The 22,782-nt window shown below is 36.2% G+C and carries 22 protein-coding genes; 2 read left to right on the top strand and 20 right to left on the bottom strand.

Annotated features, from left to right (window positions below; genetic code table 11):
- Positions 1 to 157: 157 nt before the first annotated feature.
- Both AZF04_RS05915 and AZF04_RS05910 read right to left on the bottom strand, forming a co-directional pair.
- Positions 158 to 1,990 (bottom strand): ATP-binding protein, encoded by a 1,833-nt coding sequence (locus AZF04_RS05915; protein ID WP_061947965.1) that lies wholly within the window; start codon positions 1,988 to 1,990, stop codon positions 158 to 160.
- Positions 1,991 to 2,008: 18 nt separating this feature from the next.
- Complete coding sequence (locus AZF04_RS05910) at positions 2,009 to 2,971, bottom strand: DNA double-strand break repair nuclease NurA (protein ID WP_061947964.1); 963 nt, start codon at positions 2,969 to 2,971, stop codon at positions 2,009 to 2,011.
- A gap of 205 nt (positions 2,972 to 3,176) precedes the next feature.
- Between AZF04_RS05910 and AZF04_RS05905 the strand changes: the two genes are divergently transcribed.
- The gene (locus tag AZF04_RS05905; protein WP_045487748.1) at positions 3,177 to 3,464 is read left to right on the top strand and encodes an AbrB/MazE/SpoVT family DNA-binding domain-containing protein; all 288 of its coding nucleotides are present in this window, start codon (positions 3,177 to 3,179) and stop codon (positions 3,462 to 3,464) included.
- Between the two features lie 433 nt (positions 3,465 to 3,897).
- On the opposite strand, the gene rsmI is transcribed toward AZF04_RS05905, so the two are convergent.
- The 17 genes from rsmI to AZF04_RS05820 all read right to left on the bottom strand — a co-directional run bounded on the left by rsmI (position 3,898) and on the right by AZF04_RS05820 (position 20,765).
- Complete coding sequence (gene rsmI / locus AZF04_RS05900; RefSeq protein ID WP_061947963.1) at positions 3,898 to 4,764, bottom strand: 16S rRNA (cytidine(1402)-2'-O)-methyltransferase; 867 nt, start codon at positions 4,762 to 4,764, stop codon at positions 3,898 to 3,900.
- A complete protein-coding gene (locus tag AZF04_RS05895; RefSeq protein WP_045487754.1) occupies positions 4,742 to 5,026 on the bottom strand; it encodes a GIY-YIG nuclease family protein in 285 nt (94 codons plus the stop codon). The genes rsmI and AZF04_RS05895 overlap by 23 nt, the downstream gene beginning before the upstream one ends.
- Positions 5,023 to 5,706: a tRNA1(Val) (adenine(37)-N6)-methyltransferase gene (locus tag AZF04_RS05890; protein WP_061948003.1), complete on the bottom strand. Its 684-nt coding sequence runs from the start codon at positions 5,704 to 5,706 to the stop codon at positions 5,023 to 5,025. The genes AZF04_RS05895 and AZF04_RS05890 overlap by 4 nt, the downstream gene beginning before the upstream one ends.
- 382 nt (positions 5,707 to 6,088) lie before the next feature.
- Positions 6,089 to 6,436, bottom strand: a complete 348-nt coding sequence (yabA, locus tag AZF04_RS05885) for a DNA replication initiation control protein YabA (RefSeq protein ID WP_061947962.1) — start codon at positions 6,434 to 6,436, stop codon at positions 6,089 to 6,091.
- Positions 6,437 to 6,451: 15 nt separating this feature from the next.
- On the bottom strand, positions 6,452 to 7,279 hold the full coding sequence (locus AZF04_RS05880) for a PSP1 domain-containing protein (protein WP_045487760.1): 828 nt from the start codon (positions 7,277 to 7,279) through the stop codon (positions 6,452 to 6,454).
- Between the two features lie 4 nt (positions 7,280 to 7,283).
- A complete protein-coding gene (holB, locus tag AZF04_RS05875; RefSeq protein WP_061947961.1) occupies positions 7,284 to 8,273 on the bottom strand; it encodes a DNA polymerase III subunit delta' in 990 nt (329 codons plus the stop codon).
- 12 nt (positions 8,274 to 8,285) lie between these two features.
- Positions 8,286 to 8,615, bottom strand: coding sequence for a cyclic-di-AMP receptor (locus tag AZF04_RS05870; RefSeq protein WP_045487766.1), 330 nt, complete (start codon positions 8,613 to 8,615; stop codon positions 8,286 to 8,288).
- Position 8,616: 1 nt separating this feature from the next.
- On the bottom strand, positions 8,617 to 9,270 hold the full coding sequence (gene tmk / locus AZF04_RS05865; RefSeq protein ID WP_061947960.1) for a dTMP kinase: 654 nt from the start codon (positions 9,268 to 9,270) through the stop codon (positions 8,617 to 8,619).
- Complete coding sequence (locus tag AZF04_RS05860; protein ID WP_061947959.1) at positions 9,270 to 10,709, bottom strand: aminotransferase class I/II-fold pyridoxal phosphate-dependent enzyme; 1,440 nt, start codon at positions 10,707 to 10,709, stop codon at positions 9,270 to 9,272. The genes tmk and AZF04_RS05860 overlap by 1 nt, the downstream gene beginning before the upstream one ends.
- 168 nt (positions 10,710 to 10,877) lie before the next feature.
- Complete coding sequence (locus AZF04_RS05855) at positions 10,878 to 11,078, bottom strand: sigma factor G inhibitor Gin (protein ID WP_061947958.1); 201 nt, start codon at positions 11,076 to 11,078, stop codon at positions 10,878 to 10,880.
- Positions 11,079 to 11,216: 138 nt separating this feature from the next.
- Positions 11,217 to 13,271, bottom strand: coding sequence for a hypothetical protein (locus AZF04_RS05850; RefSeq protein WP_061947957.1), 2,055 nt, complete (start codon positions 13,269 to 13,271; stop codon positions 11,217 to 11,219).
- Positions 13,272 to 13,304: 33 nt separating this feature from the next.
- Positions 13,305 to 14,186, bottom strand: coding sequence for a glycoside hydrolase family 43 protein (locus AZF04_RS05845; protein ID WP_061947956.1), 882 nt, complete (start codon positions 14,184 to 14,186; stop codon positions 13,305 to 13,307).
- 13 nt (positions 14,187 to 14,199) lie between these two features.
- Complete coding sequence (locus AZF04_RS05840) at positions 14,200 to 15,813, bottom strand: response regulator transcription factor (RefSeq protein WP_061947955.1); 1,614 nt, start codon at positions 15,811 to 15,813, stop codon at positions 14,200 to 14,202.
- A gap of 14 nt (positions 15,814 to 15,827) precedes the next feature.
- The gene (locus AZF04_RS05835) at positions 15,828 to 17,627 is read right to left on the bottom strand and encodes a sensor histidine kinase (protein WP_061947954.1); all 1,800 of its coding nucleotides are present in this window, start codon (positions 17,625 to 17,627) and stop codon (positions 15,828 to 15,830) included.
- Positions 17,628 to 17,672: 45 nt separating this feature from the next.
- The gene (locus AZF04_RS05830) at positions 17,673 to 18,515 is read right to left on the bottom strand and encodes a carbohydrate ABC transporter permease (protein WP_045487788.1); all 843 of its coding nucleotides are present in this window, start codon (positions 18,513 to 18,515) and stop codon (positions 17,673 to 17,675) included.
- Positions 18,512 to 19,417 carry a carbohydrate ABC transporter permease gene (locus AZF04_RS05825; protein ID WP_045487791.1) on the bottom strand — a complete coding sequence of 302 codons (906 nt, stop codon included), beginning with the start codon at positions 19,415 to 19,417 and terminating at the stop codon, positions 18,512 to 18,514. Before AZF04_RS05825 ends, AZF04_RS05830 begins: the two co-directional genes overlap by 4 nt.
- A 22-nt stretch (positions 19,418 to 19,439) precedes the next feature.
- Positions 19,440 to 20,765 carry an ABC transporter substrate-binding protein gene (locus AZF04_RS05820; protein ID WP_061947953.1) on the bottom strand — a complete coding sequence of 442 codons (1,326 nt, stop codon included), beginning with the start codon at positions 20,763 to 20,765 and terminating at the stop codon, positions 19,440 to 19,442.
- 479 nt (positions 20,766 to 21,244) lie between these two features.
- On the opposite strand from AZF04_RS05820, the gene AZF04_RS05815 reads away from it, so the two are divergent.
- Positions 21,245 to 21,916: a hypothetical protein gene (locus AZF04_RS05815; protein ID WP_061947952.1), complete on the top strand. Its 672-nt coding sequence runs from the start codon at positions 21,245 to 21,247 to the stop codon at positions 21,914 to 21,916.
- Positions 21,917 to 22,117: 201 nt separating this feature from the next.
- On the opposite strand, the gene AZF04_RS05810 is transcribed toward AZF04_RS05815, so the two are convergent.
- Entirely contained in the window at positions 22,118 to 22,612 is a 495-nt protein-coding gene (locus AZF04_RS05810; protein ID WP_061947951.1) for a hypothetical protein, read from the bottom strand.
- Positions 22,613 to 22,782 lie beyond the last annotated feature (170 nt).

Here is a 22,782-nt window from a genome sequence, read left to right as displayed (position 1 = left end):
GTCCAAATTTATACTGGTTTCCAGCTACCCCAGCTCTCTACATAGCAGAAGCTACCTATAAATGAACGACTTTACTCATCTCTTCATCGGAAATACAAATATATCATCATTTATTTCACATTTCTAACCAAAATATACCGAATTACGTATCATACTGTCAAGCTCGATCATAAATATGAGCAAATGGTGTTTTTCTTTCAATCAGATAGCCCTCTCGGCTTAAACGGCTGAGCTCATCTTTCCATTGATTTACATCCCATGATTTTCTACTCTTCGCATTAAGATCAGGTAAATTTTTCATTAAATCCATTTCAGTTAAAGGTAAAAATTCCTGGAGCCCCTTTAGCACTTCTTCATTTGATGTTTGATTCATTTCAATCAGCTCATCAAAAGGGTTTAATGTATGCGGACTAGACGAATGAGCTAAACGAATGCGTAGCGCAATGGTCCTTCCTATAATAGCAGAAGATACGAATACATCCCCAGACCGTAAATAAGGAAGACGTTTTCCTTCTTCTGCTGTCAAATCCGTTTCTTCTTTAATCGTTTGAATATCGGTACCTCTTACCGTTCTAAAAACAAACTTTGAATTTAGCTGTGCGGTAATCGTTTCATCAAGTAAAGTTGGTCTTTGTGTAGCAAAAATTAAAAACACACCATATTTCCGCCCTTCCTGAGCGATTTCCTTAAGAACAGATTTAGCTGGTGCATCATAGCCCTTAGGGGCAAAATTATGAGCCTCATCGGTTACAATCATAAAAGGCGGGAAAAACTCTCCCTGCTTTTGTTGAAGTCGCGCATCTTTAAAATTTCTCCTTTTACTATAAAGAGAGCCTATGACATAGCTGGAAAACACTTGTAACAACCAAACCGCACCTTGAACAACCACTAACTTCCCTTGATGAATCGCCTGTTCTATGACTCGAATGTTTTGTTGAAACAAGCCTGCCTGCTGTAATCGAAACAAGCGCCATTGAATACCCTTTACGGATGAAAGTGGTAAACTTCCATACTGTTCTAGTAATTTCTTAAATGTGTGATACTTCTCCATTTCATCTCTCGTCATGCCTCCATCGTGAAGATAGGATTCCACCTTTTGTTTTCCAATTTCAATCGCTTCTGCTAAATTACCAACTCGATCACTAAATGATTGATAGCTATCCTTACGTTTATGTATCGATTGAATAACGTTAATCATTGACTCTGTTAGTGAACCAGAGGCAGATAATAGTCTTTCTACATCCCTAGTAGATAACGCCGTAAAATCCACACCAACATCTCGACCTATTTGTACCACTTCATAGCGCTGCTTATAATCGATATTGCCTACCCCATTGTTTAGTTGTACAGAAAAATCCATTTCAAAATGTGGGTCGAAAACGAGCGTGGGTATCGATAGTTTCATCAATTCCTCTAGCATGACTCTTAGTCCAAAAGACTTCCCAGAACCTGAACCACCAAAAACTCCAATATGAGGATACTGTTGCATAGCACGTATATCAAAAATAAAAGGGACGCCCTTTTGCTTTCGCTCTTGCTCCTTTTCTAAGATGGTCACAAGTCCCTGTAATGGTAGTGGTAAACTCTCTTCCACATAGTCAGTTGACTTAATTTCTCCTAGTACCATTCCTTTTTCTGCTGATGTTGTCACTAATAACGATTCAATTTCTGAAAAATCAGGGTGATGAACATGACAGCCTGTCTGAATGGGATGAGGTGCTTCTTCAAAAAGTCTCACCTTTGCTAAGTGAATATCATCTGCACCGATATCATAGCCTATTTGCTCTAACGTTTTAATAACCTGGTTGTCGACTAGACCTTTATCGAACCCCATCGGTATATAGCGATTATAAGAAAAGGTTTCAACCACCTCTCCTTTAGGGAACTCCAGTAATTCATCCTTTAATACAAGCATTTCATTCATTCTAAATCGATGAGTTTTTGAAGCAACATATACCTCATGCTGTGTTGTAACTCCCACAACTTGCATAGCGATTCCTCCTATTTTTTAATACGGTCGATGATTTCTTTTTTTATTAAAAAATCTTTGTCTAAATTCTGAGTCAATATATTGCTCTAATAATGCCTCTACTAATTTATCCGTAATCCGTACTTCACGGTCAATATGATCAAGCCATAAAGGGATACCTCTTCCGCTCTCAGGAGTTAGGGTAAAAAGGAGGCGAGTAATTTCATCTTTATAACCCCCTTGCTCCTCTAATACATCAAAGCTAGTCATTGCAGGATCCTGACTTAATCTCATCCATACCGATTGCAAACCAGCTTTTTGTTGTATTTCTTCTATATAAATAGATTCACCTTGATTCAATACACCAAACAAGATATCTCGGTCATAGGAATAGGAGCTTTGCTCGTAACGAGAAAAGGAAGTCAACTTAACTAGGTTTTGTGTCGTGATTTCCTCCGAAACCCCTACGAGTAATACCCCCTTCTCAAGGGCTTTTTCCCTTAGCTTTTCCCATTCTTCCGGTGCATCAATTCGATAATGATACAGAGCTCCATCCATTAATAATATTCTCAGCTCTTCTTTTTCAATTAATTGATAGGCAGCCTCTAACTCCAGTTTAGCTAACAAATGGGAGCGAAAATTCTTTTTATTTTCTAAATCATCCTCTTCCAATGGTTCTTCTAATAAGGGGGTATGAATATCTGAGGTTCTGCATTCAGTACCCGTTGTTGTTTTGGCTAATGCTTGAAATAAGTACAAAACATGAGGTGGATCTCCTTTTGTTTGATTCACAGATCCATCAACACCCCCTAATTTTTTATGTTCTAGAAACTCCAAAAGCTCACTGTCAGACATCCGCGTATTTTGTCGAATAACAGAGTCTGATTTTATCAGATTTTGTCGAATATCATATTTTTCATTATTAGTATATTTATATTTTTGTCGGAACGCCATGTTTACTTGCTTTATTTTGTTTAGTAAGTTATCATTTAAATTCAACATACTTATTTACCCCCAACTATGAAAATACTAATATATATAGGTTTTTTGATGTTTTCACATAAAATCTTCACAAAAAGTATATGGAAACAGAGTTTTAACAATTGACTTGTTTTGGAAACGTTGGTATTCTTAGTGTAGATAGAAAAATGTCGAATAATGACACACAGATACACCTATTTTATTAGTCTGAGAGGAGACGATTTTAATGAAATCTACAGGTATTGTTCGTAAGGTTGATGAGTTAGGTCGTGTTGTAATTCCTATTGAATTACGTCGTACACTTGATATTGCAGAAAAAGATGCTTTAGAAATTTACGTTGATAATGATCGCATCATTCTTAAAAAGTATAAGCCAAATATGACATGTCAAGTCACTGGTGAGGTTTCTGATGATAACCTTTCGATCGCTGGTGGAAAAATTATCTTAAGCCCAGAGGGTGCTAAAGAAATTCTTAAAAGTCTAGAAGACTATGTAGCTAAAACTGAAGCTTAATATAGAAAGATACCGATTTAACTAATCGGGTCTTTTTTTTCGTTCATACATAACTTATAGACTAAAGAGGAGCCTCTAAACGCCCCTCCACTAGTTCCACTATTTTTTTGACTGCAGATAAGCGGCGAATCTCTTTGTTAGCTGCATTTCCTCCGTCATTCACGTATGTGGATACGCTTCATTCTTTCGGTCATGTTGCTGCCTCGAGCTTCTTGCTTCTCTTTGTCAAATGTTTGAACTCAGATCAGCGGCGTCCTTCTTCGTTAGCAGCTCTCCTTCCATCATGTCACGTATGGAATACGCTCCAATCTTTCAGTCGATGGTTGCCTCGAATAACTTGCTTCTCTTTGCCAAATGGACTTGAATCACCGGTAACAGGATTACTCGGTTGGTTTTTGCAGCTATTGCCCAAGCAGTTTGACTTATTCATCATCTATTGATGATAAATTTGGTAAACCTCTCTTTTTTGAAGGGACCGATCAACCGCTACTTGTTTAATTGCCTCTTTTTTCATCATACCTAATTGAATATAATGATCCACATGCTGATGGATAGTTAACCCCAACCACCACTGGTCAGCTTCTTCCTCTACCTCAGTTGCTCCTTCGACCACTAAACAAAATTCGCCTTTAATCATACCGGATTCTACCCAAGTACAAGCTTCCTCTAATGTTCCTCTTTGGTACTCTTCATATTTTTTTGTTAACTCTCTACAAATAGTTATACGTCGATTTCCTAGCTCATTTCTTAAGGATTGTAACGTTTCCTTTAGTCGATGAGGAGCTTCATAGAAAATAAGAGTTTCTTCATTTTGTTTAATTTGTTCTAAAAGTTGCTGACGAGTTTTTTTATGTCTAGGTAAAAAACCTATAAATTGAAATCGATTAGTGGACAAACCTGAAGCAATTAGGCTTGTTAAAGCAGCATTTGCTCCAGGTATTGCGATAACCGATATTTCTTCTTCCTCTAAAGCGAGCTGGACTAGGTCATTCCCTGGATCAGATATCGCAGGCATACCCGCATCACTAACAATGGCTATTTTTTGCCCTTGCTTAAGCTTTTCTACAATTTGTGGTCCAGCTTTTTCTTTATTATGCTCATGATAGCTAAACAAAGGGGTGTCGATTTCAAAATAATGGCATAGCTTCTTTGTCTGCCTTGTATCTTCACACGCAATACCATCTACTTCTTTTAAAATCTTAATTGCTCGAAACGTTATATCATCTAAATTTCCTATTGGAGTAGGGACTAAATATAATTGACCTATATCGTTCTGGCTAAAGCTTTTTTGTTCCTTCAAAATGCTCATCCTTTTCTTTAATAACCCGTTCTTTGTCTTTTCTTGATAATTGTTTAAAAGCATATTCTGCTTTTAAAGCTTCTTGTTTACTAAAGTAGGTAAAGGTTTGAATAAGTTGGAAAGGACCTCTACCTCTTGTATACTTGGCACCTTTCCCATTTTCGTGCATCTTTAATCGTCTTTCTAAATTGTTTGTATAGCCAGTATACCAGCTACCATCTGCACATTCTAAAATATAAACGATGTGGTTGCTAGTAGTCATTGACGTACATACACCTCTTTAAAACGCTCTGTATATTGATCGTCCTCATCGAACACCATTAAAGGGGATAGGGTCTCTAATCCAGCTTTACCACCTTTAATCGCCTCTATTAACACCATATTCGCTGATTTCCCTTCTTTAGGATAAACCAATTGCATTCTTTTAGGCTCTAATTGGTATTTTCTCATCAATAAAAGGATGTCTGTCATACGCTCTGGACGATGAACGATAGCAACCTTTCCCTTATATTTCACCTGCTCACTACAAACTCTTATTACATCCTCTAAGGTACAATGTAATTCATGTCTTGCAATTGCAAAATGAGGATTTAAATTTTTTTCTAAAGCCTGTCCTTTTTCGAAGTAAGGGGGATTACAAGTCACCACATCATACTTTTTTTGTTGAACGGAGGCAGGTAAATCATTCAAATCTCCTTCTAAAATTGAGACTTGATTTCCCTTCTGATTCATTAATACGTTTCGATTTGCTAATTCAACTAACTCAGGCTGAATATCGAGCGCATCAATAGTTGCCTTCGTACGTGTTGTCAATAATATCGCAACAATTCCATTACCCGTACATAAATCTAAAATATTACCCTTTTGAATAGGTACCCGAACGAACCTTCCCAACAGTACCGCATCAATGGAAAAGGAGAATAAGGATGGCTTTTGAATCATCTGTAAATCTGTACCTGCGATATAATCTATTCTTTCATCATGTTTGGTCGTCAAACTTGCCCCTCCTGTTCAATAAAATCCTTCTTATATTATCGCATGTTCTCCATTTATTGACCAATTTGTTAAGGCATCCAGCCTTATTTATAAGAAATCTTCCATTGGAAAAAACCCGTCATAAATAACATTATTTCTACATATTGCTCATGATTGATGCATCCCAAAATAAACAACCTATCGACTAAACCACTTCAATTAAAAGGAATGATAAAGAATAGAAGCATTTTTCTCTTCTACTTTCCTTCTAAAATCATCATCTATTAAAAAAAGATAAGAACGGCACTTTAAAAGCACCTTTCTTATCTAACTACTGAGAATGAGATGGCTATTTCTGATGAAGAAACGATAGGCAAAATAAACAATCGTCGCCGCCAGAACGTATACTTCCATAATGAGTATTACAAATGTGGAATCCCTCTTGATAAAGACGAGCTAAATTATCATAGCCCTCTCCTATCAATGCTTTCCTTTTCGGAACTTCTTCATCCGTAGAGAGTCGACGTTCTTCTTGAGCTTCTAATCGTTTTCGTAAGTTATCATTTTCAATCTTTAGAGCGTGATTTTCTTCAATAAATAGAGCAAGCTGCTCCTTTAAACCACGCATTTCATGATGGAGCTCTCCAATTCGCACTTCGATATTACTTACCTGTGTAAAAATTGCCTTTTTGTCCACGTCTTTTCCACCTCATTATTCTGTGGCTTCAGCAGGCGCCTTTTGGTCCATCAGTTCATCCAGAGTAAACTCTAATACTCTTGGTTCTTCTTCATTCAGTTCGACTTGAATCAGTTTTTCGAGTATATTTAACCCGATTACCTTTCCATCACCTTGTGGAGTCGAAATACGATGCCCGATATCGGGTAATTCCTGCTTCGCATTTTCGTACATATCATTCTCATATTTTAAACAACACATTAATCGGCCACACAGACCCGATATTTTCGCTGGATTTAATGAGAGATTTTGGTCTTTTGCCATTTTAATAGAAACTGGTTCGAAATCACCTAAAAATGAAGAACAGCATAAGACTCGACCACATGGCCCAATTCCGCCGAGCATTTTTGCTTCATCTCGAACGCCAATCTGTCTTAATTCTATTCTAGTTCTAAATATTGCTGCTAAATCTTTTACAAGCTCTCGGAAGTCAATTCTTCCTTCAGCAGTAAAATAAAATAAAACTTTATTGCGATCAAAAGTATATTCAACATCAACGAGCTTCATATCAAGCTTGTGTTCCTGTATCTTTTCTGTACATACTGATAAAGCATTACGAGCAGCCTCACGATTTTCCTGAACTGTTCGAATATCTTTATCTGTTGCCATACGTATAACTTGTTTTAAAGGTAAAACAACATCTTCTTCCCCAACCGTTTTCATGCCGATAACAACCCGACCGTACTCAATTCCACGAGAGGTCTCGACAATGACAGCTTCCCCTTTGTCTAGCTTAAATTCACCAGGGGAAAAATAATAGATTTTGCCGGCTTTTTTAAAGCGGACACCTACAACCTGATGCAAACCATTATCCCTCCTGTATGTCAAGCAATAGCTTCTCCATCATTAGCTGCGTATTTACATTCGCCTGTAAATATTTCTTAGCGCCTATCACCGCAGCCATACTTTTGCTTATTTTCTCTTGCGAACTAGAGAGTGCTTGTTGTTGCAATTGACTATGCTGATCAACAAATGTTTCCGCATCCTTGCCAACCTGTGTATATAAAAGGTCTCGCAACCATAAGAGAATCATATCAAGACCGTATTCCTGTTCATGCTTTTCTTTGAATAAAGGTAACCATTTATCCTGAACAGTAAAAAGAACTTGGTTTGGTCTTTCATAAAGCTCTCGCATTAATTGTATCACTACGTTCCTTGCTTGTGCAATCCAATCGCTATCAGTTAATGACTTTGCTTGCTCAAAACTCGTTGTCAAACTTGCCAATATATAGGAATCAGTCTCAGATACTCCTTTTTCCTGCAATTCTTTTATAAAATATTTTTTATTTAAAGGTGAAAAAGTGATCTGTTGGCTTCTTGATTGAATGGTTGGAAGGATGGCCTGTCCCTTCTCCGTTAATAAGATAGCTATTGTAGGGGATTCAGGTTCTTCAAGAAATTTTAATAAGCTGTTAGCTGCACTTGTTGTCATTTTATCAGCTTCATTTACGATATATACTTTTTGAGAAGACTCCACTCCCCGATAAGTAAATTCTTTTTGCAAATGCTCGACCTGGTGCTTTTTTATAGATAAACCATCTGGTTCTATTATATGAACATCTGGGTGGTTTCCATGACTAATTCTTATACAATCGACACATTGACCACAATGTTCAACATCTGATTTTTCTTTACAAAAGAAGCTTTTCGCTAGGAGAAGAGCCATCTCTCTTTTACCTGTTCCTTTACTTCCTTCAAATAAATAGGCATGAGCCAGACGATTTTTTGAGACACTTCTTTTAAGCATTTGTACAACTCGAGGCTGTATCTGTTCAAACTCAGACCATGTTTCATTCATCATAATCACCTTTTAGAATTGTTCAAATTGCTCAACTGGAAGAACAAATACGGTTGCTCCACCCACTTGTACTTCTACAGGATATGGAACATAAGAATCGGCATTGCCACCCATCGGAGAAATAGGTGCAACAAGCTGCTCTCGGCTCTTACAATTATCTTTTATAATTTCTAGAAGCTCTTCAATTTTTTCATTTTCCGTCCCAATTAAAAACGTCGTGTTACCCGCCTTTAAAAAGCCTCCTGTGCTCGCTAATTTTGTCGCTCTAAAATCAGCCTTAATTAATTCATCTGACAAACGATTGCTATCTTTATCCTGAACTACAGCCATCACTAACTTCATCTTAAGTCATCTCCTTTAATGTACGAATCGATTCTATTTCATTTATTGTTGTCATCGCTTCTTGGAAAACATGTTCAACCGATTGGTTGGCATTAATAGTCTTAATACGAGTTGGATATTTATCCTTTACTTTATCATATCCTTTCTTCACTTTTTGGTGAAAATCCAGCCTTTCCTTATCTAAACGATTTAACTCACGCTTCTCGTCTGCTGCTATTCTTGCAAGGCCAATCGCTGGATCAACATCAAAATATAGTGTGATATCTGGAAAATAACCCTCTATCGCAAATTCGTTAATGTCTAGCACCTCATCAAAACCAATTTCTCTGGCGTAGCCCTGATAGGCTAAACTACTATCTATGAATCGGTCGCATATAACAACCTTTCCTTCATTTAAAGCTGGTAACACCTTTTCAACTAAGTGCTGTCTTCTAGCTGCAGCATAAAGTAATGCTTCGGTTCTTTCATCCATTTCTGTATGAGAAACATCTAAAATCACCTCACGGATTTTTTCGGCAATTTTTATGCCTCCAGGTTCTCTTGTTCTTAGAACATCTAATCCATCTTTCTTTAGCTGTCGTTCAATTTTATCAACAATAGTGGTTTTACCTGCTCCTTCGCCTCCTTCAATACTAATAAAATAGCCTTTATTCATTATTCTTCCTCCAAATCTATCGTCAAAATACTTCTTTGATTTTCACTGTATCCTTGAAAGCGAGTTCCTACTTCTTTTAATTTTTTTAAACGCTCAAAATGACGCTCAGTCCATCTTTCTCCTGGAAAGATAAGTGGAATGCCTGGTGGATATGGAATAATAGCCTGTCCTGCTATTTTCCCAACCACTTCCTCTAATGGAGTATCTGACATCTTATAATCATGCACATGTTCTATCTCTAATTTCGAAATGTCTATTTGAATCGCATCGTCATACTGAGAAGTATGTTCTTTCAGCTCATATGATGAAAGTACTTCTTTTAATACAGTTATCTGCTCATAGACTCTTTTTTCGGGCATCCTTAAGCCGAATATAAGTAATACATGCCCTTCATCAGCTAACTCTGTCTCTAGCTTACATTGTGAGAACAACTTTTGTAGCTCAAAGCCTGAAAGTCTAGTCTTTGACCTTATTGTAACCTTTAACGGGTCGATATGATAGCGACTTTTATCATAATCAACCACCTCTAATTGGTCGATTTTATTTATTTCTCTCTTGAATTGTTTTACTCCTTCTAATAATGCTTTTTTTTCTTGAGCATTTATAGAATCAATAAAAGCTCTAGCGCCGTCCATAGAGGCTAACATTAAGTAGGAGGGGCTACTCGATTGAAACATGCGTAGTGACTCTTTTAGCTTATGACGAACGTGATTTTCCAGTTGTTTTGGCACATGTAAATAAGCAGACATCGTAAGCGCCGGAAGCATTTTATGTGCTGATTGAACAACTGCATCTGCTCCTAATTTTATAGAAGATACAGGAAACGGCTCATCTAATATTAAATGGGCTCCATGAGCTTCATCTACTGTAACGGTTAACTGAGCTTGTTTAGCAATTGAAATTAAGGGTGCTAAAGGTAAACTAACACCGTAATAATTTGGGTAGGTTAATAATAGTCCCTTGGCTTCTGGATAATTTTGAATCGCCTTTTTTAAAGTAGCTTCACTAATTCCTATCGCATGACCCGTTTGAACGTCATGCTCGGGAGCTAATAGGATTGGCTTAAGTCTAGCTAGCTGAATGGCATTAAATATCGACTTATGGCTGTTTCGTTGAACGAAAACTTCCTCTCCTGGTGAAAATAAGCTATAAATCATCGCCAAATTACCAACAGTCGAGCCTCCAACAAGAAAAAAGGATTGAAAGGTTCCATAACAGTCTGATAATAAGCGTTCAGCTTCCTTTATTGCACCTGTCGGCTCATGCAAGTCATCTAATCCATCAATTTCAGTCATATCATAGGGAAAAGCTTTTTCAAGCTCTTGTAAAGACTCAGGAATTATGTACCCATTTTTATGGCCAGGTACATGAAAAGAGAGCGTTTCTTTTAGTTTATGATATTGAATGGCCTCTATAATAGGCGTCCTTAAATGTTTCACTTCTACCTCGCTCCTTTTGTTTATTATAGCTTAAAAAGAAGCAAACATCATTTCAAGCACCCTCATCATTTTTAATCTTTGCCTCTTCAATCTCTAGAATTCCGTCATAAAAAATAGAGCTACTACGCTTTAGCCTAAAAGACTATTCGTAACAACCCTATTCAATGCTCAATTACTATGTGATTGAATTTTTTTCATCTGGTTTAAATAATAAGTATACTGTAAATCATCTGTATTTAAAGTCATCATCTTTCTTTCACACTCGTCACATAAAAAAGCTTCCAACACATGAATTCCTTTTATTCGTTTCTTTTCACAAATCATACACACTTCACCAAGCCGCAATTGAATGACTCCGGTTTTCCTCATAATTAACACCCCTTAGCATCATTGTCGGCAAAATTCAAAAAGTTCATACATAGCGCATTCAAAACCATATATTTAAATGCTCCCTTTTAATCACTCTATTCATGGCTGAAGGATTTCGTGCCTATCCGGTTCATTTATTTATAAAATCGGATAAAATCCTTCTGTTTTTAATTTCCACTTTCCATTCTTAGGAAACCCTATCGCCTCTTCTTCTTCTCCTTGCCACCCTGAAGCCATCATGGCAATCGCTATTAATAAACCACCATTTCCAGGTAAATAAGCCATCAGTTGATCGGTTTGATAATTATGACCATTGATCAAATACGTATTTTTTTGCTCATCCATCAAAAGAAAATCAAGAGCAAGCTCTGGCTCCTTTAAGCGCGCAGCTGTCATAGCGCACATCGGAAAATCCCATCCCCAAGCCGTTTGCCATTGCCAATCTTTTTTTATTTTTTTTAATGTATTCAACATAATAGGAGCCTCAATTAAAGTACCAGGTAGAATACCTAAAGCTCCTACCATCGAAGGGTGGTCATGATTAAATTCTTCAAAGGTTGTTGGGCAATTTTCGTGAGCTAAATAAAGACCATTTTCGAAGACAGGCTTTTGAATCTTTTGTACTATTTTTATCCATAAAGCAGGTATTTCCTCACCTAATCTTTCCTTCCATTTGATTGCAATTTCTAACCCAAATTTCCAATATTCTAATTCATAAGGGGGGTTTTTACTATCCTCAGGCAAGTGACATTCCTGCGCTGGAATTAACGTACCTAATTCAAACGTCTGCTTACGCTCATTCCACACTGCATATGAAGCCATAAAAGACGCGGACTCAAAAACTAATTCACGCCAACAGTCTAACGTTTCCTTTGTAGGATTGGCTAAGTAAAGAAGCTCCGATAAGGCAATCGGATGCGGCTGCTGCCATATAAGAACCGGTGCAATCGGAGATGGACTTTGCTTCCCGGTATGATCGACCATCTTCGGCCAACGGGCACCTTCATATCCTTGTGATGAGGCTAATTGCTTCGCGCTATCTAATATTGTCAGATACCAACTCAAGCTTTTCTCCAGAAAGTGAGGTCGGCCCCATAAAGCAAAGTGAGCAACGTGCCACCAGTACATTTCTAAATGAAACTTACCAAACCAGCTATTATAAATAAGACCCGTCTCTTGAGGCGGTGCGTTCCCTCCATTATTTATGACCACTAAATATTGAGAAAGAATTACACGACGCTCTAATTCAAAAGCACGAGGGTCCGTACTTTCTGAGAAATCGATCGCAGCTCCGCTTTGCCAATATTCCTTCCAAAAAACCGAAGACGACTCTTCTACCTGTTCGAAATGACTAGCGTTCGCTCTTTCCGGAGCAAAGGAAATCGTAAACGATAGCTCTCGATCTTTTTGAGGATATAGTCTCCATTCATGTTCATTTAATTCTTTGTAAGTACCTGATTGACTTCTCCAACGAATCTGATATTGATCTTCATCTATTATACGATTAATCAGTAAGTGGTTCGGATCGTTTTCTTCAAGCTTAGCTATCGTTTGATGACTTTCTGAATCCCCCCAAGTAAGCTTAATGCTCTCCTCCCACACATTAGATGCAACCATTTGCGAGGGAAAGGCTAGTTTGATTTGAATTCTATTCTTTTCAAGCAAATCAGAGCGAACTTTTACCGCTAATTGATCGGTTTGTGAATCACAAAAGGTTTCTACTTCAACTAGTGATCCATCTACAGAAAAACGACTAAACAAACCACCATTCCATAAATTTAATTTTTGTGAAATTTCCTTGATTTGAGATGGCTCGATCTCCTTTTGATCCTCTGATAAAAAAACAAAAGACAATTGACCCAGCTGTAAACGATGTGGGTTTTGTCTTAACCAATGATATTCTTTTTCTCTATGTTCAGGATACAAAGGGTATGAAACACTTCTATGACCGGCATCTAAATCTTGAAATGATACATCATCTAATTGATAAACGTTTTTGCCACCTGTTGAATTCCAACCCCATTCCGATTGAGTACCTAAAGGGATTTTATAAAGTGATGGATAGGTTTGTAACCCTGTAAAATCAGCCGTGAAAGCAAATGTACCATTTCCAATAGTAAATGGTGATAATGACTCTACTTTATCTATGACTGGCGAATGTCTGTCTATTAATTTTTTACGATTTATTTTCACCGATTTTTCCTCCTTTGGTTCTAAATCTCTCGCTTACTTCTTCACTTTCTCTAAATTTCCACTTACTTCAATAAAAATTGGACGCTCTAGCGGTGTTTGATTGGGTGTATGTAGAGTTAAATATGTTTTCTCTCTCTTTAAATCCTTAAATATCATTCCATGACCTCCATCACTTTTATAGAGAGGTTTCGAATCATGCTCCCAAGGCCCTAGAATATGATGGTTTTTAGTGCGAGCAACACCTTGTGCATAAACATTATCTACAAAGCTAGACCATATCATGGTCAACTCTCCATCGCTATCGCAAAAAATAAAAGGACCATCGGTTACATAGTTCTTTCGATTTTCAAAGCGGCGATGTGAAAAAGCCGTCGGCCAAGGTGCATCTGAGGCAGAAAATAATTGAACAGGCTCACCAACCGTTTCTTTTAAATCATTTGAAAGCTTCAAAGCACAAATACGGCCATCACCGATTTGAACCCATTCGTGACAAAAAATCATCCAAGGTTGGTTATGCTTATCTACATAAAAAGTCCCATCTAAACATTCCCATTCCCTCGGGGTTAATGGGCCTTCGCTATGTTTAGTAAAAGGTCCTAATAAGCTATCTGAAGAAAGAATAGCCGTTCCGCGACGAGCATTTCCCTTGGGCATAAAAGTGGCGAACAAATAATACCGCCCCTCATAAAAATGCACCTCTGGTGCCCAGAAATTTTCCTCTGAAAAAAAGTCAGAATCAGGTCTAAAGATAGGATAAGGCCCTTCCCAATTTTCTAAATCTGAGCCTACATAAACATCAAATCCCTCACCTTTTCCCCAAATATTTTTATCTGTACTTCCAAATAAATAATATAGACCATCTTCTTTATTGGGATAAACATAAGGATCTCTTATTTGGATCTCATTGCTTCTCATGATTGTAATCTCCTCACATATTTCCATAATCAGATGGACTAATTCCTGTTATTGATTTAAAGACCTGGCTGAAATAAGTGGAATTTTGATAACCAACCATTTCACTTACTTCATAAACCATCCACTGATTATTTTTTAAAATTTCTTTAGCTTTATCGATCCGATAGTGATTAAGATAAGTAACAAATGTTTCTCCTGTTACTTTTTTAAACAGCTGAGATAAATAATTTTTATTCACAAATAACTGATTAGCGATTTCAGATAAGCTTATTTCCTGGTCATAATAATCATGAACATATTCTTTGACTTGTTTAATGAGTCGATTAGATTTTCCTCCCGTTAGCTCTTCTTTAGTTTGCATAGACCAATTCTCTAAGTATTGGCGCATAAACATAGCAAGCTGATTAACAGATGGTTGATTATAAATTTTTAGCACCGTATCGCTCATAGTCTCCATATTGTTCATTCGGTTTAACTCTTCTATCTCCATATGCAACCCACTCATTATACTTATACAGATTTGTTGGACAAATAAAAGTGGAGGGTGATTATTTTTTAACCACTCATTTTCAACACTTGTCCAGATGACAAGCAATTGTTTGTAATCCTTCTTTTGAATAATTAATTGTATATCTAGCATCCATTCAAACGGATAACCATTTGATGGTACGAGCTGCTGATCATGAAGCTCATCAAATGTATAAATCTGATTGATTTCTTGATGCTCTGCGGCCTCTAAAGTCTTTTGACTATCCAAATAGGAAGGATAAATACCCTCAATCCCATCCTTTATTCTTCCTATTCCCGCTTGCAATGATAGTTTTAAGTAAAATAATATATTCTGGACAAGCTCGTTTAATAAACGTTGATTACATTTTTCAAAGTCTTGAAATGACTCATTAACTATAGAAACAATTGAAAAGCTTGAATCTGAAGTATCTATTAAATAAATATCCATTTCCTCCATATTACGCTCAAAGGTCTCATTCATTATATTTTCAGCACTAAATTTCATTAATTGCCATTCTCGTTCGTCTGATTTTCTTAAATAATGAGGGCGGAATAATGATAGAGTTGATACAATCACTTTCATCTTTTTAGTCATTCCTAATAATTCAAGCTTCTCGTCTGTAACAGAAATAGATGCTAGGCGATTTAAGAGTAAATCCTTTAATAAAGCTTTTTTAGACAAATTTAAATATTGCTTTTGCTCCACATTAAATTGCTGATACAGCTTTTTTTCTGTTTCAATAATATCTAATTCCTGTGTGATTTCTTTCATAACTTCTTCAATTTCAGAGACAGTAGCAGGCTTTAAGCAAAAATATTTGACTCCATATCTCATGGCAACCTTTGCATTTTCAAAATGGTCATAGCCGCTGTGAACAATCACAGAAATAGTTGGAAACTGTTTTTGTAATTCCTTAATCAAATGTAAACCATCCACTTTAGGCATATACACATCTGTTAAAACAATATCAGGTGGATTGTTTTTTATTTTTTTTAATGCTTCTTCCCCATTTCTCGCTACATCTTGTACCTTTATGCTTAATGGCTCCCAAGAAATATGATTAATCAGTGCGTCAATCACATTTTGGTCATCATCAATTAGGATAATAGACCTCATGTAAATCGTCCCCTTTAATACGTGTTGTTTTGATTAGTCCATTCTTCAAGCTCTTGAGCATTTTTAATAATGGGTAAATGAATTTTAACCACCACTCCACCATTTTGATTATCGGATATTTTTACTCCATAATGCTTTCCACAATATAACCAAATTCGTTCCATGACGTTTTTAATGCCAATTCCACCTACCTGCTCTATAGTCCAATTAGAAGGTAAGCCTTTGCCATGATCTTTTATCATTAATTCTAATTTTTCTAGATGACCATCTTTGACCAAGCTTGCAGAGATATTGATTTTGATATCAACATTTGGCTGTATATCATAGCCATGTCGAATGGAATTTTCAATAAAAGGCTGTAAAATGACTTTAGGAACATAATAATTCTTAAAGGATGCAGGTACATTTACTTCTATATCTAATGGATTTTTTAGCCTTGTGCACTGTATTTGTAAATAGCACTTGCTATGTTCAAGTTCATTTCTTAACGGAATAAATGTTTGCCCACCGCTCAAGCTAATTCTAAGCATTTTACTAAGCTGATTAACGGTTACGCTCAGTTCTTCCGCTTGATAATCCATCGCTTTCCAATGAATCATATCTAAAGTATTATATAAAAAATGTGGCATAATTTGACTTTGCAAGGCACGAATTTCAGCATCTTTTCTGTAACCGCTTTCTTCATTCAGTTTCTTCAACGACTCTTCAATCGTATGATTCATCTCATTAAAATTCTTCGCTAAAATATCATATTCTTCAATATAATAAGGTCCTAATCGAGTATCGTATTGGCCTTTCTCTACCGACTTCATTCCTTTAATAATTTTCTTAATCGGAATATTAATTCGATTGCCTATAAGATAAGCGATAGGAACGAATAATAGCATCGCCGATATTCCCATAAGTAAAATTAACAAACCTAACTGCTGAGTTTTAGCATACAGAGATGCGGCTGGGATCACGTGAATCATGCTCCATTGCTCATAGTTAGGCTTTGAAATGAGTAATAAAAATTTTTCATTATTATGTGTAATCACGGTGTGACTACCATTTGGTGACTTGAATTCATCATTTATTACATAATAAGGCTCTTCAAGATGCTTTTCAGTAATCATTTTAGCTACATCATGCTCATAAAGCGGATCCGTTTGAGCGATAATTCGCCCCCCTGTATCAGCCAATAATAAAAGCTCTTCAGGACTTTTAATAAAATCATCATCTTCAATATAAGATAATAATGTTTCATTTAAAATGTTCACTTTTATGAACCCTATGACTTCTCCTCTATGGTTCATGAGCTTTCGAACATGACTTAATACCTCTTTATTCTGAGTGGATGAAAGATGAATAGGTACCCATCCATCATCCATATTTTCAAAGATTTCAAACCAGTTCTCTTCCTCTAATTCTTCAAGAGGATATATAGATCCTCCCTGTAATAAAGGAGCTTGCTGATAACGATTTGTAAAAAACTCTATGGAATAAACATCTGACTTTAAACTAGTAATGTTGTTTAACATAGACATAATTTCCCTTTGCTCAATAACGTAATCAAAGGTTGAGGCAGGGGTGTTTGATAACATTTCATGTAGGTCACGATTAGCAACAACAATATTTCCTGTTTCTTTTATACTCGTAATGACGCTAGAAATCTTTTTCGTATTTTCATTCAATAATGAAAGTCTTGCTTCACTTATTTCTTCAGAAGTTAAAGAGAAGAAATAGCGGTAGGATACATAGCTCATTCCAGCTAAAAAAGTGGCATTAATTAAAACAAAAGAGACGACAATAATTGTTGTTAATTTTCTAATCATAGGTGACGGACTCAGACCCTTCTATCCATTCTTAAGATCTCCCTATTACTTTAACCCAGTTGTAGCAATCCCTTCAATAATATATTTTTGGAATATAAAGAAAATAGTTGCTACAGGAACAAGTGAAAGAACCGACATGGCAAAAACAGAACCCCAAGAGGATTGCCCTTGCGCATCTAAAAATAAACGAAGCCCTAATGGAACCGTGAAGTTCTCAACGGTATTCAAATAAATGATTTGACTTAAGAAATCGTCCCATGTCCAAATAAAAGTGAAAATAGCTGTCGTTATTAATACCGGAACAGCAAGTGGCATAACGATTCGCAAATAAATTTGGATAGGACCACAGCCATCTATTGTGGCACTCTCATCTAATTCTCTAGGTATACCACGGAAAAATTGAACCATTAAGAAGATAAAAAAAGCATCTGTGGCAAGAATTTTCGGAACGGTTAATGGCAAAAAGGTATTAATCCATCCTAATTCATGAAAGATTGTATATTGTGGAATTAATGTTACATGTGCTGGTAACATAATAGTCATGAGCATGCAGGCAAAAAATATCTTCTTAAATGGAAATTTCAAGCGAGCAAACGCATAGGCAGCCATTGAACATGTAATTAAATTAGCGAAAACACTAATCGTACTTATAACAAAAGAATTCTTAAAAAAAGAACCAAATGTAACATCTCGAACAACATTCCACCCTTTTAAGTAATTATCTAAAGTGAATTCTCTTGGCCAAAGTCCGGGGTCAGAGAAGATTAACGACTCAGGCTTCAATGAACTTGATATCATCCATAATACTGGATATAACATGAAAATCCCTACCGAAATAATGAACACATGGGATAGTACTCTTCTCAATTTTCTTAGTTTCGGACTCATGTTTTACCCCCATCCTCATAGAAAACCCAATATTTTGATGAGATAAAAATCACAAGTGACATAGCCCCAAGCATAATAACTAGCATCCACGCCATGGCAGAAGCATATCCCATATCAAAGTAAGAGAATCCTCGTTGATATAAATAAAGTGTATAAAAGAGGGTTGAATTAATAGGTCCTCCCGTTCCTTCACTTATAATAAAGGATGAAGTAAACACTTGGAATGACTTAATTAATTCAATAATTAAATTAAAAAATAACACAGGTGTTAATAAAGGTAATGTGATATTAAAAAACTTCCTAAATGAGCTTGCTCCATCTACTGATGCGGCTTCGTATAATTCATTTGGTATTTGCTTTAATCCTGCCAAGAATATAACCATAGAAGCACCAAATTGCCATGTTGCTAATAAGATTAGCGTGTAAAGTGCATAGTCAGGGTGAGAAACCCAGCCCTGACCTTGTAAATTAAAAAAGGATAAGAAGGAATTAACAAGGCCATCCATTCCAAATATATTTTTCCATAATAAAGCGATAGCTACACTTCCGCCTAGAAGAGATGGAATATAATAGACCGTCCTATAAATGCCCACACCCCTCATTCCTTTATTTAATAACATGGCCACTGCTAATGCGGCAATTAACTGAGTCGGTACAGCAATGACGACAAACGTTACAGTCACTTTAACAGAATCCCAATAACGACTATCCTGGAACATGTTTTCATAATTGAGAAACCCAACCCATTTAGGAGGATTCAATAAATCAAATTGGGTAAAGGATAAATATAAAGAACTAACCATTGGACCTAATACTAGACCAAAAAATCCTATTAACCATGGAAGTAAAAATAAATAAGCAATCAAAGAATTTTTCTGAAAGAGTTCTTTAATTTTATGCATTTGAATCCTCCTTTCACATATTTTACTCCGTATCTGAATCAGAATATCTTTCTACATTTGCTTGTAATTCTTCAAAGTACGATTGAGCAGCTTCATCAACTGTAGCCTGACCAAATGCTACTCTTTCGGTTGTTTCTTTATAAAGATTTGTATTTTCGTTATAGCCAGGTAAATTGGGAATATACGGCGCATCAGATGTCTCACTGACTAAAGCAATATAAGCGTAAATCGCTTCATCTAATTCATCACTGGCACTCATTAAATGCTCACGAACCTCTGAGTTAACCGGTGCTCCTCGGTCATTACCTAATAATTCAGTTGCCTCTAAATGGTTTACAAAAAAGTCTAGAAATTTTGCTACCTCTTCAGGATGCTCTGTCGTATTCGTTCCCGCTAAAAATTGACTTGGTCTTAAGGCTACTCCATTTTGACCTTGTTCATTATATGGGTGAATGTGTAAGACAAATTCATCTTCAGAAGCATTCGTATAAGCGCCAAACTGATTACTTGTAATCATCTGCATAGCGACTGACCTTTGAACAATCAATGACTGCTCAGGAGTTTGCGATGCGGCTACTTGGATTTCTGGAGGGACAGCTCCACCATTATCTCTCATGCTCTGCCATAGCTGTAAGTAATTCTTGAAATCACTCTCATCAAAACCAAATTCTCCATCAAGGTACGTAAATTTATCATGCTGAGCTAAATAAACACCAAAACCGTCTTCTTCAAAGTCCGCCACTCCATATACACCATCAACGGACTCCGAAATATTTGCTGCTATTTCATTTAAATCATCCCACGTCCAATTTTCATCAGGTAATGGAATATTAGCTTCTTCAAATAATGTTTTATTAATTAAAACACTCGCAGCATTTGTTCCTAATGTCACACCATAAAAGGTGCCATCAAAGGTGCCTGCATCTATCATGCTTTGGTCATGTTTACTTATGTCGAGCTCATTACCAACATAATCATCTAAAGGAAGTACAACTCCTCTATTCACAAAGTCATTTAAATTTCCGCCATATTGAATAATGTCCGGTGCATTTCCTGCTGCAAATTGAGTAGACAATTTATCAAAATACCCATCCATTCCAGAATATTCAGCAGTAATTTTCACATGGGGATTTAATTCCTCATACATATCAATTACTTTCAAAGTTCGATCGTGGCGCTCTTGTCCTCCCCACCATGCCATTCTGAGGTTGATGGTTTCACCAGAATCCGAAGTAGATTCACCATCACTATTACCAGTACTTTCATCACTATCCGTAGAGCTTGAACATGCTACAAATATCAATAACCCTATAAAAGAAATCATCGTTAACAACCATTTTTTGTTCATTCTGTTTCCCCCTTTTCTTAATGTAATCTCATTTTACTCTGTAAGCACTTTCATAAACATAAACAAAAGTAAGGCTTTCTTTATGAAAAGTAAGATTTGTTTGTTATTTTTCAAAAGATTTTTTTAGTTGAGTGAAATTCATAATTGCTCTATAAACGAATAAAACCGAACGTATCTTATAAAATATGATTTAAACGTTTGCGAATTAACTTCTTGATTGAAACGGTAGGTAGTGACTCCCAAAGTCTCAGCGCCGTTTGAAGATCCACTCTGACGAAGCCCTGCGTAGTGGAGTTAGCTGAAGACAAGCCCTTAGGAAAGCATCTACCTAAAGTGAAAATCAAAAACCAAATCATTCCGTTTTTGACATTTTATTTTTTTATTCTCTCAGAAAATGGCTCTCAACTAATTACAAGCTGTTCATTAATGTATAAAATAGAATGTAAATAAAATTAAGTTAAAAGAGAGGTTAGATAGCCTTGAGAACAATAGCCTGTTTACATGCTCATCATTCTAATATTACTTATATCGATCAATTGCTAGAGAACTATGATGTAAAAATACTCCATTATGTTGATTCTGATTTGATCAATCAACTTTCTGACCCGGATTTTTCACAAATAGAAGTTAAAGTTAAACTTGAGGAGCATATAAACCAAATAATGAGTACTGACGTCGACGGCCTCATTTTAACTTGCACGAACTTTATTGGCTTACTCGATCGATTTAAATTAAATTTTCCTTTTCCTATTCTAAAAATAGATGAGGCTTTCTTTGGGGAAATTATTAAATTAGAAAATCCTAGAATTTTCTTTACTAATCCTCAAACGATAGATGTTACACTTGCCCGATTAAAACAGTTTTCAGAAGCTAACCATTATCCTTTTGAATCCATACAAATAAAGCTAGTAGAAGATTCTTTTCCACTGATTTTAAACAACAAAAAGCAAGAATATCTACTAAAGATTAAAGATTGCATAGCTCATCATCTAGAACAAAACGAACATGTCTGTTTAGGACAGCTTTCCATGTCTGATGTCCACGGTTTATTGAGTTCTGAACAAAGAAAATTAACAGTTACGATGCTAGAGCCCCTATTGGTTAGTTGCATCGAGAAGTTTTCTCTAAAGAAAAAAAGGGCTAAGACATAACCTGCTCTTAATCATCTCATTTAGCGTAACTTGAATGGACGCAACACACAAATAACTGACAAGGAACCCTCCTTCTTTTAATAAGAAGGAGGGTTCTGTTGAACGGCTAGATACTTTACGAAAGACGAATGCGAGCGGTAAGCGGAGTGTCTTGGTGGGAGCCGAACAGCGTATTGTCGCAGCCTCTATTAATGTAAAACATTATAATAAAATTTCTACCTCATATTTCTCTAATAATGTTTGTATATACTCTTCAATATCGGCTTCGTCCACATTCAATAAATCAAATTCTTTATTTATGAGTTGATTCACATATTCATCTCGCTCGAGGCGCTTCTTATAATACGTTTCATAATATTCCTCAATAGTGATTCCGAGTTCATTCGCTTTCTTTTCAAAAATATGCTCATTTCCACTCTCCCCTAGTGGAAATACTAAATCCATAAGCACCTCTACATTCTCAGTTACCTGAATTCCCTTATCTTGAGCTTCCAATACGGCAACTTCTTCTTTAGTATAATTCACTATCATTTTTAATAAAGATTCTTCGCCTCCCATAATATTTATAGAATGTATATCTTTTAACGTTATTTCTCTGCCATCAACCAAAGCAACAACCTCTTCTTCCTTGATTTCTTCATGAAAACAACCACTTAATAAGCTAACAAGAAATAAGATAAAAATATATTTACCCATAATCCTCCTAATTACTTCGTTTACTACATCTTACCATTTGTATTAAAGTAAAAACGAAGCAATCTTTGCTGAACCTTCGGTCCAACTATACAAAAAAGCACAACCTCTAAAGGTTGTGCTTTATCGCCTGGCAACGTCCTACTCTTGCAGGGGGAAGCCCCCAACTACCA

The organism is Alkalihalobacillus trypoxylicola (genome assembly GCF_001590785.1).
Taxonomy (GTDB): Bacteria; Bacillota; Bacilli; order Bacillales; family Bacillaceae_D; genus Alkalihalobacillus; species Alkalihalobacillus trypoxylicola.
The sequence above is the reverse complement of the archived record's forward strand: the minus strand, read 5'-3'. Positions and strand labels throughout refer to the sequence as shown.

Bases quoted from the DNA above. Each gene is read 5' to 3' on its own strand.
- AZF04_RS05915 (WP_061947965.1), bottom strand. From the start codon at position 1,990: ATGCAAGTTGTGGGAGTTACAACACAGCATGAGGTATATGTTGCTTCA.
- AZF04_RS05910 (WP_061947964.1), bottom strand. From the start codon at position 2,971: ATGTTGAATTTAAATGATAACTTACTAAACAAAATAAAGCAAGTAAAC.
- AZF04_RS05905 (WP_045487748.1), top strand. From the start codon at position 3,177: ATGAAATCTACAGGTATTGTTCGTAAGGTTGATGAGTTAGGTCGTGTT.
- AZF04_RS05895 (WP_045487754.1), bottom strand. From the start codon at position 5,026: ATGACTACTAGCAACCACATCGTTTATATTTTAGAATGTGCAGATGGT.
- AZF04_RS05890 (WP_061948003.1), bottom strand. From the start codon at position 5,706: ATGATTCAAAAGCCATCCTTATTCTCCTTTTCCATTGATGCGGTACTG.
- holB (WP_061947961.1), bottom strand. From the start codon at position 8,273: ATGAATGAAACATGGTCTGAGTTTGAACAGATACAGCCTCGAGTTGTA.
- AZF04_RS05870 (WP_045487766.1), bottom strand. From the start codon at position 8,615: ATGAAGTTAGTGATGGCTGTAGTTCAGGATAAAGATAGCAATCGTTTG.
- tmk (WP_061947960.1), bottom strand. From the start codon at position 9,270: ATGAATAAAGGCTATTTTATTAGTATTGAAGGAGGCGAAGGAGCAGGT.
- AZF04_RS05855 (WP_061947958.1), bottom strand. From the start codon at position 11,078: ATGAGGAAAACCGGAGTCATTCAATTGCGGCTTGGTGAAGTGTGTATG.
- AZF04_RS05845 (WP_061947956.1), bottom strand. From the start codon at position 14,186: ATGAGAAGCAATGAGATCCAAATAAGAGATCCTTATGTTTATCCCAAT.
- AZF04_RS05840 (WP_061947955.1), bottom strand. From the start codon at position 15,813: ATGAGGTCTATTATCCTAATTGATGATGACCAAAATGTGATTGACGCA.
- AZF04_RS05835 (WP_061947954.1), bottom strand. From the start codon at position 17,627: ATGATTAGAAAATTAACAACAATTATTGTCGTCTCTTTTGTTTTAATT.
- AZF04_RS05830 (WP_045487788.1), bottom strand. From the start codon at position 18,515: ATGAGTCCGAAACTAAGAAAATTGAGAAGAGTACTATCCCATGTGTTC.
- AZF04_RS05825 (WP_045487791.1), bottom strand. From the start codon at position 19,417: ATGCATAAAATTAAAGAACTCTTTCAGAAAAATTCTTTGATTGCTTAT.
- AZF04_RS05820 (WP_061947953.1), bottom strand. From the start codon at position 20,765: ATGAACAAAAAATGGTTGTTAACGATGATTTCTTTTATAGGGTTATTG.
- AZF04_RS05810 (WP_061947951.1), bottom strand. From the start codon at position 22,612: ATGGGTAAATATATTTTTATCTTATTTCTTGTTAGCTTATTAAGTGGT.